This is a genomic window from Myxococcus sp. AB025B (assembly GCF_006518215.1).
In the GTDB taxonomy this organism is placed as follows: Bacteria; Myxococcota; Myxococcia; order Myxococcales; family Myxococcaceae; genus Myxococcus; species Myxococcus fulvus.
The window spans coordinates 15657-28652 of sequence record NZ_SRLW01000116.1; the positions used below are offsets into that span (position 1 = coordinate 15657).

Below are 12996 nucleotides of genomic sequence, written 5' to 3' on the forward strand. Positions count from 1 at the left end.
TCGCCCGGACCTTGATTCAGACCCATTCGGCACCGTACTCTGGAAACGGCTGGAAGCCTGTGCCTTCCGCCTCCTGAGGTCCCAAGCCGATGAGCGACGAGATACTGACGGTGCTGGAGGTCGCGGCCTTGCTGAAGGTGGCGGACAAGACCGTCTACACGATGGCCCAGCAGGGGGATCTGCCCGCGTTCAAGGTGCGCGGGCAGTGGCGCTTCCGACGGCAGGACCTCGACTCTTGGATGGCCTCTCAAGTGCAGGGCGCGCCAGAGCGGCCCGCGGCGAGGTCCAACGCGCGGACCCGGAAGGCGACGCGGCGATGAACGAACGAGGGAGCGAAGATGTTTGAGCAGGCCTTCAAGAGCATCGACGACATCCTGTGGAAGGAGGCCGGCTGCACGACGGAGCTCGACTACACGGAGCAGTCCTCCTGGCTGCTGTTCCTGAAGTACCTCGATGCGCTCGAGCAGGACCGCGCCTCCGTGGCCGAGCTCGAGGGCAGGCGCTACGACTACATCATCGACAAGCCGTACCGCTGGGACACCTGGGCGGCGCCGAAGGACAAGTCGGGGAAGCTCGATCACAACAAGGCGAAGACCGGACCGGACCTCATCGAGTTCGTAAACGGCAAGCTCTTCCCCTACCTCCAGAGTTTCAAGGCGAAGGCGAGCGGCTCGAACACGATCGAGTACAAGGTTGGCGAGATCTTCGCAGAGATCAAAAACAAGATCGCGAGCGGGTACAACCTGCGCGAGATCATCGACGTGATCGACACGCTCCGCTTCCGGTCGCAGGCCGAGAAGCACGAGCTCAGTCACCTCTACGAAGCGAAGATCAAGAACATGGGCAACGCCGGCCGGAATGGCGGCGAGTACTACACGCCCCGACCGCTGATCCGCGCGATGATCAAGGTCGTCGAGCCCGCCATCGGCGAGCGCATCTACGACGGCGCCTGCGGCTCGGCAGGCTTCCTCTGCGAGGCCTTCGACTTCATGCGGAGGACGAAGGGCCTCACCACGAAGCAGATGAAGGTACTGCAGGAGAGCACCTTCTACGGCAAGGAGAAGAAGAGCCTCGCCTACGTCATCGCGACGATGAACATGATCCTGCATGGTATCGACGCGCCGAACCTCATCCACACCAACACGCTCACCGAGAACCTCGCGGACATCCAGGAGAAGGACCGCTACGACGTCATCCTCGCGAACCCGCCCTTCGGCGGCGGCGAGCGCAAGGAGGTGCAGCAGAACTTCCCCATCCGCTCGGGCGAGACGGCGTACCTGTTCCTCCAGCACTTCATCAAGTCGCTGAAGGCAGGTGGGCGCGCGGCCATCGTCATCAAGAACACCTTCCTCTCGAACGGCGACGCGAAGGGCCTGCGCAAGAAGCTCCTCGACGAGTGCAATCTGCACACGATCCTCGACTGTCCAAGCGGCACCTTCCTCGGCGCCGGCGTGAAGACCGTCGTGCTCTTCTTCGAGAAGGGCAAGCCGACGAGGAAGGTCTGGTACTACCAGCTCGATCCCGGTCGCAGCATGGGCAAGACCAACCCGCTGAACGACGACGACTTGGTCGAGTTCGTGGCGCTCCAGAAGAAGCACACGGCGTCGCCGAAGTCGTGGACCGTGAACGTCGCGGATCTCGACGCGGCGACCTTCGATCTCTCGGTAAGGAACCCGAACGGTGGTCAGGTCGTGGCTCACCGTGCGCCGTCCGAGATCATCGACGAGATCGTGGCTCTTGACGTTGAGAGCGCCGAAGTTCTCGCGAGCATTCGGGGGCTGCTGTGAAGGCAGAGTGGGAAGAGCGCCCCTTGGGCGAGGTCTCCACGTACCTCAACCGTGGACTCTCGCCGAAGTACCTGGAGGACGGCGGCATCTGCGTTCTCAACCAGAAGTGCGTCCGAGACCACGTCGTGAACTTCGGCCCTTCGAGAAGACACGACGCTACCGCCAAGGCCGTAGCACCTGAACGCATCATTCAGGTGGGCGATGTGCTTGTGAATTCCACGGGCACCGGCACGCTTGGGCGAGTGGCTCAACTGCGGGAGGCGCCTCCTGAGCCGACGACCGTCGACTCACACGTCACGATCGTCCGCCCGAGGAAGGAACTCTTTCACTCCGAATTCTTCGGTTACATGCTTGTCGCGATCGAGGAGCAACTTCAGGCCGGCGGCGAGGGCTGCGGCGGACAGACCGAGCTTGCTCGGGCCGTGTTGGCCGAGCGCTATCGCGTCCGCTATCCGCGAAGCAAAGATGAGCAGCAACGCATTGTCGACATCCTCGACGAGGCCTTCGATGGGATCTCCAAGGCCAAGGCTAACGCCGAGCGCAACCTCGAGAACGCCCGCGCGGTGTTCGAGAGCGCTAGAGAAGATGCGCTCGCGCCTCGGAATGGATGGCGCACGGGGCCGCTCGGTGACCTTTGCTCCATCAAACACGGCTTCGCCTTCAAGGGCGAGTTCTTCACGGACGCTGGCGAGTTCGTCCTACTGACACCCGGCAGCTTCTTCGAGCGTGGTGGCTACAGAGAGCGCGGCGAGAAGACGAAGTACTACATCGGCGAGATCCCGCCCGAGTTCCTCCTGAACGAAGGCGACATGCTCACCGCGATGACCGAGCAGGCGGCGGGCCTTCTCGGCAGCCCGCTCATCGTTCCTGAGTCGGGCAAGTTCCTCCACAACCAGCGTCTCGGCCTCTTCGTGCCGACGCCGGGTCAACCGTGGGCGACCAAGTTCTTCTTTCACACGATGAACCTCGCCCGCGTTCGAAAGGAGATCCACGACGGCGGAACGGGCGCCAAGGTTCGCCACACCTCACCTGGTCGCATTCAGGCAGTTCAGGTGTCCTATCCCGCTACCGAGAAGGAGCAGCAGCTCGTTGCGGACCGTCTCGACGAGATCTCCGCAGAGTCTGAACGCCTCGAGCGCATCTACGAGCAGAAGCTCGTGGCGCTCAACGAGCTGAAGACGTCCCTCCTCCACCACGCCTTCGCGGGAGCTCTCTGATGAACGAGGCCGAGACGCGCGCGGAACTGATCGATCCAGCCTTGAAGGCCGCTGGCTGGGGCGTCGTGGAAGGCAGCCGCATTCTGCGTGAGTACGGCATCACGAAGGGGCGGCTCGAAGGGCACGGCAAGCGGAGTCGCGCGGACATCGCCGACTATGTCCTGGTCTACAAGAACAAGAAGCTCGCCATCGTCGAGGCGAAGAAGAGGGACGCCGCCGTTTCCGAGGGCGTGACCCAGGCCAAGGCGTACGCCAAGAAGCTCGACGTGCGCTTCACCTATGCGACGAATGGCGTCGGCATCTACGGCGTCGACATGGGGACGGGCGCGGAGGGCGACGTCGCCAGCTACCCGACGCCCGAGGAGCTGTGGAACCAGACCTTCACGGTCAGGAACGAGTGGCGCGAGCGCTTCGCCGAGGTGCCCTACGAAGACAAGAGCGGCGCCTGGGCCCCGCGCTACTACCAGGACATCGCCGTCGAGCGCGTGCTCGAGGCCGTGGCCAACGACAAGCGGCGTGCGCTCCTCACGCTGGCCACGGGTACGGGCAAGACGGCCATCGCGTTTCAGATCGCGTGGAAGCTCTACCATGCCCGCTGGAGCCTCTCGAAGGGCGAGGCCCGCATCCCGCGCATCCTCTTCTTGGCCGACCGCAATATCCTCGCGGACCAAGCCTACAACGCCTTCTCGGCGTTCCCCGACGACGCTCTGGTGCGGATCTCGCCCGACGAGATCCGCAAAAAGAAAAAGGTGCCCACGAACGGCAGCATCTTCTTCACCATCTTTCAGACCTTCATGTCGGGTCCGCCGAAGGACGGGAAACCCTCGCCTTACTTCGGCGAGTACCCGCCCGACTTCTTCGACCTGATCGTCATTGACGAGTGTCATCGCGGCGGCGCCAACGACGAGAGCACGTGGCGCGCGATCCTCGAGTATTTCGCGCCCGCCGTGCAGCTCGGCCTGACGGCTACGCCGAAGCGGAAGGACAACGCCGACACCTACCGCTACTTCGGCGAGCCCGTCTACGAATACTCGCTGAAGGACGGCATCAACGATGGCTTCCTCACGCCGTTCCGGGTCAAGGAGATCGCGACGACGCTCGACGAATACGTCTACACGCCCGACGACACCGTGGTCGAAGGCCAGGTCGAGGCGGGCAAGCGCTACACCGAAAAGGAGTTTGCGCGGCGGGTCATCGAGATCAAGGAGCGTGAGCAGCACCGCGTCGCGCTCTTCATGCAGATGATGGACCAGCGCGAGAAGACGCTGGTGTTCTGCTACGACCAACCACACGCAGCCGCGATCCGCGACCTCATCAACCAGGCAAAGACCACGAGCACCGATCCCGACTACTGCGTGCGGGTCACGGCGGACGATGGCAAGCGCGGGGACGAGCACCTGCGTGACTTCCAAGACAACGAGAAGACCATCCCGACGGTGCTGACGACGTCGCAGAAGCTCTCGACGGGCGTGGATGCGCGTAACGTCCGCAACATCGTTCTCCTGCGGCCTGTCAACTCGATGATCGAGTTCAAGCAGATCATCGGTCGAGGGACGCGCCTGTACGACGGCAAGGACTACTTCACGATCTACGACTTCGTGAAGGCGCATCACCACTTCCAGGACCCGGAGTGGGATGGCCCGCCGCAAGAGCCACAGGGCGGAAGCGTCGTTCCGGCCAAGAACAAGAAGCCGAGCGACCCGCCGGACGCCGGTGGTGATGACGATGGGGATGAGGAGGAGAACAAGCGCCCCGGCCCCATCCGCATCAAGCTCGCCGACGGGAAGGAACGCACCATCCAGAGCATGGTGGCGACGACCTTCTGGAGCGCCGACGGCAAGCCGATGTCGGCCGCGCAGTTCCTCGAGGCGCTCTTTGGCACGCTACCCGCGCTCTTCAAGGACGAGGAGCAGCTCCGTGCGCTGTGGAGCGTGCCCGACACTCGGCGTGCGCTGCTCGATCAGCTAAGCGACGCAGGATTCAGCCGCGAGGCGCTCACTGAGATGCAGAAGGTGGTCTCCGCTGAGAAGAGCGACATCTACGACGTGCTCGCGTTCGTCGCGTTCGCTGCGGTACCCATCACGCGCGAGGTCCGCGCCGCCCACGCCGGCTCGGAGGTTGGGCCCACGCTCACACCTGTGCAGCGCGAGTTCATCGAGTTTGTGCTCGACCACTACGTGAAGGAGGGAGTCGACGAGCTCGATGACACCAAGCTCGCGCCGCTCCTGAAGCTTCATTACGGCAGCATCGACGACGCGAAGGACAAGCTCGGCCCCGTAGCCGACATCCGGCAGTTGTTCGTCGGGTTCCAGCGCTACCTCTACGAGCGGGCGCTCGCTGCATAGGGACTTGATGATGAAGACGCCGTTCCACTATCAGCAGCAGAGCACGCAAAGCGTGCCGCACCGTCGTGCCTCCAGGAGGCCCCATGAGTGACGGCAACAAGGCGGCGAAGTTCTCAGTCGACACGCACCTATTTCGTGAGCTCGGCGAGCTGCTCGTTGGGCGCGAGTCGACGGCGCTCATCGAGCTGGTGAAGAACGCATACGACGCCGACGCCACAGAGGTCACGGTCTTCGGAGAGAACATCGGTGACCCGAGGCGCGGCGTCATCCGTATCTCGGACAACGGCGTGGGCATGAACCCCGATACGTTTCAGCGAGGCTTCCTTCGGGTCGCGGCTCGCTTGAAGACCGACGGCGATCGCAAGTCCGAGCGCTACCAGCGACGGTTCACCGGAGCCAAGGGCGTCGGTCGCCTCGCTGCCCACAAGCTCGCGAGGAAGATCGAGATTCAGTCGATTCCGTGGTCGGCGAGCGGCGAGGCCGTGGTCGGCGTCGATGGGTTCATCGATTGGAACAAGGTGGAGGCCGCGGAGACCCTGGACGAGGTGGGTGATGACGCAATCGCGGCGAGCGAGCGTCCGGTCAAGCGCGGCGACCGCAGCGGCACGACCCTTACGCTCACCGGCCTGCGCCAGAAGTGGACCGATGCGCAGAAGGGTCGGTTTCTGCTCGAGGTCGAGGGGTTGCAGGCCCCGAAGGCGCTCGTACAACCGCTCTCGAAGAATGTCGTGAGCGCCCAGGGGCTGTTTGCTTCGCCGCAGGTGGCGGACGCGCCGACTGCAGATCCCGGGTTCGAGCTGAAGCTCGAGGGCGACTTTGAGGTCGGCGACAACTACTGGCCTGCCGTTCTCGACACCGCGAATTGGGTCCTCGAGATTGATGCCTCCGCTCAGGGCGTCCGCTACGCGGTCATCCCGACGCGCAGCATGGTGAAAGAGACACCCCAGGCGAAGGCGTACGACTTCTCTGAGAAGCACGCTTCGGCCAAGGATGGACCCTTCTTCCACGCGCGGCTTCTGCTCCGAGAGGGCTCGGCCTCGGGCAAGCGTGATGAGCGCGCCTGGTCGAACCGCGTGGCAGGCGTGCGCGTGTACATGGAGGGCTTTCGCGTTCTCCCCTACGGGGAAGACGCTGACGACTGGCTCTACCTGTCGCGCGACTACAACGCCCGTGATCGCAAGCTGCGGTTTCTCGTCGACTCGGTGGCTCCCGGCAAGCTCGGCGAGGTCGAGGACGAAGGACTCCTCGGTCTGTCCAACAAGCACTTCTTCGGCGGCGTGTTTCTGACGGTCAACCGCTCCGGATCCCTCGAGATGCTGGTGAACCGCGAGGGGTTCGTGCCCGATGCCGCCTACGAGTTCATCGTGAGCACGGTGAGGCGCGGGATCGATCTCCTGACGCGCGTTCGAGCCTCGACGAAGGCCGCAGCGGCAGAGGCTGCGGCGGCGACACGGCCGACGGGTGGACGCCCGGCATCGGGGACCTCCTCGTCGGGCGGCTCGACCAAGGCGAAGGCCGAAGGTTCGATCAAGCGACTCTCGGAGCAGGCCGCCGAGCTGAAGCGCCTGGCCGATCAGGCTCCTGAAGGTCTGAAGCAAAAGCTCATCGCAGCGGCCGACGAGGTGACGCACGCCACCGAGGTCTCCCGCGAGGTTGTTCCCGCGAACACGATGGTCCTAGTGCTGGCTTCCGTAGGTACTCAGCTCGCCGCATTCACCCATGAGGTAAACCGGCTCCTCGGCCTTGCTGCGGATCTCGAGAACAGTATCGCCCGCCTGCGCGAGGAGGAGCTTCCTCCGAAGCTGAAGAACCGCGTGTCGAAGGTCGCCGGAGCGGCTTCCGAGCTTCGCCGTGCGATCGAGCGTCAGGCCGCCTATCTCGTCGACGTCGTCACGCCCGACGCGCGGCGGCGCCGTTCGAAGCAGAAGGTCCACGACGCGCTGAACGCCACATGGAGGCTCGTCGCGACCTCCGCTGAGCATCGCGGGATCGCGTTCAAGAACGACGTCGCCGACGATCTTCGGACGCCCGCGATGTTCCGCGCTGAGCTGATGGCGATCTTTACGAACCTGCTCACCAACGCCGTGAAGGCGGCAGGCACCGACGGCTTCATCAGGGCCAACGCAGACCTCTCCGAGGAGGGTGAGCTACGCGTGCGCATCGAAAACACCGGCGAGGCAGTCGACCCTGCCGAGGGTGAGCGCTGGTTCCGGGCCTTCGAGTCGACCACCGTGCAACTCGACCCGGTGCTCGGTCAGGGCATGGGACTGGGGCTCGGGATCACGCGAGATCTTCTCGCGGAGGTTGGCGCGACGATTGGCTTTGTGCGGCCGCGCAAGGGAGCCGCAACCGCCATTGAAATTGTCTTCCCTGGAGGGACCCGATGACCACGTCTTTCAAGCCCTTCGTCCTCCACGTCGACGACGAGCCCGACCTTCTCAAGCCCTGGAAGGATGAGGTGACCTCGCAGGGGGATATCGAGATCGAGGTCTGCCACCCGCAGGACATCACCGAGGCAAGTCTCACGAAGGCGTCGCTGCTACTCGTCGACTTCAAGATCGAGCACTGGACCGAGCGCGCGAACGCGCCCGCCCTCGCGCTGCGTCCACCCAACGGGCTTGCAGTTCTCGCCACACTGCAGGAGAAGGCGCACGAACTCGATCCGAAAAAGGCGTGCGCCTACGCGCTTTACACCGCCGTCATCCAAGACGTCGCGCGCGAGCTGGTTCATCAGCCCCACATCGTCGCCCGCGCCCACAACCTCGAGTGGATCTTCGAGAAGAACGGCGCTGAGAACCCGATCGCCGAGCGAGCCCGGCGAGTGGCTGAGCTTGCCGCCGCTGTCGAGAGCTTGCCGCAGGACTGGCCTGGTGAGGCTGCTGCCAGCGCGACGGAGGCACTTCATAAGTGGCTCGCTCTACCGAAAGAAGTACCTTGGGTCGAGGCAGCCACGCGCGAGATTCGGCGGTGTCGCCCGCCGATCCACGAGTTCGCGGAGCACACGCACGGGATCGGGGTGGTGCGTTGGGTGCTGCACAAGATCCTCCCCTATCCGACCTTCCTGCTGGACGAGGCGCACGTCGCTGCTCGGCTCCGCGTGTCGTTGAAATCGTTGCGTGCCGTCGCCGACTCGGCCGAGTTCAAGGCGCTCTTCGGCAACGCGTCCTACCAAGGGCAGCTTTCGTCCTTCCTCGGACGACGTTGGTGGCGCGCGGGCGTTGAGCACGCGATCTTCGAGGCGACTGCCGACAGCCCCGGCGATCTGGTCGTCCTCCACAATGTGCTGAAGGAGAAGGTCGCTGGCATCGAGAAGCAGGATGCGCCTCGCCTGTTTCCGGTGCTCGGGCAGCAGTTCAAGACGAAGGACGACCTCGCGACTGAAGACACCGTGGTCGAGGTGCGCCCAGACGACTGGCCGCCCTTTGCCGACGAGGCATGGGCGCTCCGCGTCGACCTCGAGGATGCCCCCGAGCTGAAGGCAGTGGCCGTCGAGGACGAGCCCTGATGAGTGGACTTATCTTCCCGTTCAAGGGGCTCATCGACGAGTGCGAGGCTATCAAGGCCTACGCGAGCGACTTCCTCGACAAGACCAGCGTCGGCGTGCTGGCCGAGGCGAAGAGCACCCTTGAGAACATCCAGGTCGCGAAGAGCACCGATCTGAAGCGGTGGCAAATCCCGGCCAATCGTCCGCTGCGAACCATCTGGAGCGACGGCGAAAGCCAGCCGGACAGCAAGAGCAAGCACAAGGTTCGTGCTGAGTTCTCCTTCGTCTGGCAAATCCGCAAGCTCGACGAGGGCAAGTGGAAGAATAGCAAGTACTTCCTGCTCGACGGCCTTGCGTCGACCGTCACGACGCTCGTCGCTGATGTCGACAACGAGGAGAAGGTCATCGCGCGTTGGACTACGGAGGTCGGCGACGCGGCTTCGCCGGGCACGCACTTCCACTTTCAGGTGAATCGCCCCGGGGACAAGGACGACAGCGAGTACTTCCCGTTCCCCAAGTCGCTCGACATTCCCCGGCTTCCTGCACCGTTGATGAGTCCCTTCCTGGTCATCGACATGGCGCTCGGAGAGGTCTTCCAAGACCGCTGGAAGAAGCACTCGCTCACCGAGAACAGGGACTCGAAGTGGTGGAAGGGCATCCACCAGGACCGCGTGCTTCGCTTCCTCAAGTGGCAGGCGAATTGCGTGCAAGACTTCGCTGGTAGCCCGTGGATGGCGCTCAAAATCGCGAAGCCACCGCGTGAACTGCTCGTGGAGGGGACGTGAGCCACGAGCACGTTCCCCAGTCTGCGACGGTCTACACGCCTCCCGAGCTTGCCGTCGCGATGGTTGCCGCGGCCCGCGGCAAGCCCGGCGCGCTGTGGCTCGACCCGTGCGTAGGCGATGGTGCCTTCGTCGCCCAGATGGCTGCTCACGGAGTCCGGGCGGCGCAGATCTCGGCGATCGACATCGCACCCGGTCCGGGTGCCGTCGACGACCTCGCGCGCACCGTTCGGGAGACGGACTTCCTCGAGTGGGCAGCGGAGCACCGCGCGTCCGTCGATCATGTGGTGATGAACCCTCCGTACGCAGCGCTCAGCCGGGTACAGGGGAAGCTTCTCGACCGCGCGCTCGACGTACGCATGTCTGACGGGCATCGCCTGCCGTTCAAGGCGAACTACTGGGCGGCGTTCTTGCTCACCGCCATCGACTGCGTGCGTGAGGGCGGCTCGCTCGTCGCCGTGCTCCCCGCTGCCTGGGACTTCGCGAAGTACGCAAGGAAGGTTCGTGAGACAGTCGAGCGCGCGTTTGGCGAGGTCATCGTTGTCCGCTGCGCGAGCCCGCTCTTCCCGAAAGTGCAGGAGGGCGTGGTCGTCGTCGTCGCGTTCGGCCGGGGAGCACAGTCCTGCACGAACAGGCGCATAGAAGTTGCGGGCCTGACCGAGACGATCGCCGCGCTCGAGCAGATCGCGCTGGGCAAGGTGCCGCCAGGAACCTCCACGATGCGCGCGTTCGCACCGCCTCCGCTGGCGCTGCGGCGCCTCGACGAGATTGTTCACATCCACATCGGCGCCGTGACCGGGGATGCCGGGTACTTCCTCCTGAACGAAGACGAGCGAAGGAAGTGGCAGCTGCCGCAGTCCACGCTGCGCCCGACGCTCTCGCGAAGCAAGCATCTCGTCAGTGCCGCGATCGGGAGGAAGGAGTGGGCGAACCTGCGCGACGAGGGCGCGCGCGTCTGGATGTTCTGGCCGACGGACTCGGCTCTACGACATCGGGCCGTGAGGGCCTACCTCAAACACGGCAGGGAGGGCGGCTGTAACCTTGCCGCACATAAGATCGCCAAGCGCGATCCGTGGCACCGGACGCCGTTGCCCGGTCGCGTCGATGGTTTCATGTCGGGCATGTCGAAGCGACTCCCGTTCCTCGCTCTCCGGGACATGCCCGGACTGACCGCTTCGAACACGCTTTACGTGGTTCGGTTCAAGAAGCGGGTGACGGAGGCTGAGAAGGCGACGCTCGGTGTCCTGCTCCTGACATCCTCGGTGCGTCGCGAACTGGCGCGGCACGCCAGGGTTTACGCAGATGGTCTGCTGAAGTTCGAGCCGACCGACCTGGGCGGTGTTCGCGTTCCGGTCGTTGGGGCGCGCAAGGACGTTGTTCGCGTTCTCCGAGACGCCACGGCGCTGCTGTTGGCAGGACGTGAGGCCGAGGCTTCCGCGATGGCTGATGCGTGGGTGGATGGGGTCACGACGAGCATTGCCAACGAGAACCGCACCGCATCTTCGAAGTGGGCCATCGCATGAAGCCGCTCGCCCCCGGCCTCGTAGCCCGCATCAAGGGCGCGGCATCGCTCACGCTGCGCGCCGTCGAGTTCGGGTTCTACCACCTGCTCCTCACAACGGTGGACCGCGTGTCGCGCCTGCCGCGCAACACGACGATGCCCGAGGCTGCACGCCTCTACCGCGAGAACATCGCGCTCAAGGCCCAGCTCGACGCGCTCGAGGCCGAGCTCGCTCAGCGCACCGAGCCAGCGCCGACGCCGATGGCCACGCGCGCCGCGCAGGTCTTCGCGTACCTCGTCACGCGCGGCGACGAGCCCTTCCAGCGCTACTTCCTCTCGGCGTCGCTGCGCACCATCAGGCGCTGGGCGACCCGCTTCCGCTCGCTGCGAGGGCGCCCGGACACGGGCGGGCGACCGCCGCTCGACAAGAAGGTCGTCGAGCTCATCCTGACACTGAAGCGCGAGAACCGAGCGTGGGGCCATCGGCGCATACGCGAGGAGCTGCGGCGCATGGGCATCCGCGCGAGCGAGCCGACCATCGCCCGCATCCTGAAGGAGAACGGGTTCTCGCCACGCCCAGGCAGGAAGCTCGACTTCGAGCGCGTGAGGTCCACTGCGAAGGACGCGCTTTGGGCGCTGGATTTCTTCGCGGTGCAGACGGCGAAGGGTGTCTGGCTCCAGGCACTCCTCATCATCGATGTGCACACCCGCGAGCTGCTCGACCTCCGCGTCCACGACGGCTGGGACGTCGACTCGGTGTGGACCATCCGCACCTTCAACGAGGTCTGCGCTCGCGAGAAGCGCGCGCCCAAAGCCGTCGTTCACGACCACGGCGCGCACTTCGCCGGGCAGTTCGCGCGCCAGCTCCGCGTGCTCGAGATCGAGGAGGAGGTCACGCCGACCGGGCTGCCGTCGATGAACTGCTACGCGGAGCGCGCCATCGGATCCGTCCGCCGAGAGCTGCTCCGGCACATCCGCGTGGCCGACGCGAAGGAACTCCAGTTCTACCTCGACGAGTACCGGCGCTACGCGAACACCGAGCGCCCCCACCAGGGGATCGACGGGCGCACGCCGGAGGACTTCGCCGCCAGCAAGCCTGAGGCCGAGATCATCGACCTCGCCGACCTCCACAAGCGCCGCCTCAAGCGCCGCCCCTACGCTCACGGCATCCTCCAGGGCTACGCGCTCGTCGCCGACGCCCTGCCCGCGAAGGCAGCCTGACCATGACGCCGGCTGACGTCACCCTCGCGCCCCTGCATCGCGGACGGCGCGCACGGGCGCCCTTTGTCCGCAGGCCGCCCCAGGCGTCCCAGGTGCGCGTCGGGCGCGCCACGCGCCCGCGTTGGCCGCCTGGTGGCGGTCGCCGAAGGGGGCGCGCGTCCTCGATGCCGCCGCCGAGGAGGTTTCTTGGGATCTGGATGGAGGCCGATCGACATCTGTTGACCACCCGGGGCGGCCCTCCGGTTCTCGGGTCCGTCTCCGAACGCCGATCGGCGAGCGCGACGCCGACCTACGCGGCGAACACCGTGCCGAGACGAGCGTTCAACTCGGCGCAAGGCGATACTCCGAGGGCGTCCGCGCATTCGCGCGCTCTCGGTCCGTCTGCCCGCCGAACCTCGCCGAAGCAGCCCGGTCCCGGAGCTGAACGAAGGGTCCTATCGATTCCGATAGGGCCCTTTTTTCTTTCCAGCATCACGCGTCGATCCACGGGCCTGGTCCTGGCTCCGGGCGGTTGTTGTGTCGGAGGAGGGGGCCGCGAGCGACCAGGGAGTCGTGCTCCGACGGACACCTGGACTCGAATCCCGAGGCCCCCCGTGTCGCGGGTGGTATGAAGCGCCCGTGCGTTGGCTCAAGCCCCTCCCGCTCCGCCCCCGCGACAC

9 protein-coding genes are annotated in these 12996 nt (G+C 65.2%); all 9 read left to right on the forward strand.

Translation table 11 applies throughout. The features are described 5' to 3' along the window. Positions 1-89 precede the first annotated feature (89 nt). Positions 90-320 (forward strand): helix-turn-helix domain-containing protein, encoded by a 231-nt coding sequence (locus tag FL311_RS20445; protein ID WP_141327294.1) that lies wholly within the window; start codon positions 90-92, stop codon positions 318-320. Positions 321-338: 18 nt separating this feature from the next. Continuing rightward, positions 339-1787, forward strand: a complete 1449-nt coding sequence (locus FL311_RS20450; protein WP_141327296.1) for an N-6 DNA methylase — start codon at positions 339-341, stop codon at positions 1785-1787. Continuing rightward, positions 1784-3004: a restriction endonuclease subunit S gene (locus FL311_RS20455; protein WP_141327298.1), complete on the forward strand. Its 1221-nt coding sequence runs from the start codon at positions 1784-1786 to the stop codon at positions 3002-3004. Before FL311_RS20450 ends, FL311_RS20455 begins: the two co-directional genes overlap by 4 nt. Then, a complete protein-coding gene (gene hsdR / locus FL311_RS20460) occupies positions 3004-5349 on the forward strand; it encodes an EcoAI/FtnUII family type I restriction enzme subunit R (protein ID WP_141327300.1) in 2346 nt (781 codons plus the stop codon). Before FL311_RS20455 ends, hsdR begins: the two co-directional genes overlap by 1 nt. Before the next feature lie 83 nt (positions 5350-5432). Next, positions 5433-7736: a sensor histidine kinase gene (locus FL311_RS20465; RefSeq protein WP_141327302.1), complete on the forward strand. Its 2304-nt coding sequence runs from the start codon at positions 5433-5435 to the stop codon at positions 7734-7736. Beyond that, a complete protein-coding gene (locus tag FL311_RS20470) occupies positions 7733-8854 on the forward strand; it encodes a hypothetical protein (protein WP_141327304.1) in 1122 nt (373 codons plus the stop codon). Before FL311_RS20465 ends, FL311_RS20470 begins: the two co-directional genes overlap by 4 nt. Next, positions 8854-9618 carry a hypothetical protein gene (locus tag FL311_RS20475; protein WP_141327306.1) on the forward strand — a complete coding sequence of 255 codons (765 nt, stop codon included), beginning with the start codon at positions 8854-8856 and terminating at the stop codon, positions 9616-9618. Before FL311_RS20470 ends, FL311_RS20475 begins: the two co-directional genes overlap by 1 nt. Further along, positions 9615-11138 carry a hypothetical protein gene (locus tag FL311_RS20480; RefSeq protein WP_141327308.1) on the forward strand — a complete coding sequence of 508 codons (1524 nt, stop codon included), beginning with the start codon at positions 9615-9617 and terminating at the stop codon, positions 11136-11138. Before FL311_RS20475 ends, FL311_RS20480 begins: the two co-directional genes overlap by 4 nt. Continuing rightward, a complete protein-coding gene (locus FL311_RS20485; protein WP_141327310.1) occupies positions 11135-12337 on the forward strand; it encodes an integrase core domain-containing protein in 1203 nt (400 codons plus the stop codon). The genes FL311_RS20480 and FL311_RS20485 overlap by 4 nt, the downstream gene beginning before the upstream one ends. Positions 12338-12996 lie beyond the last annotated feature (659 nt).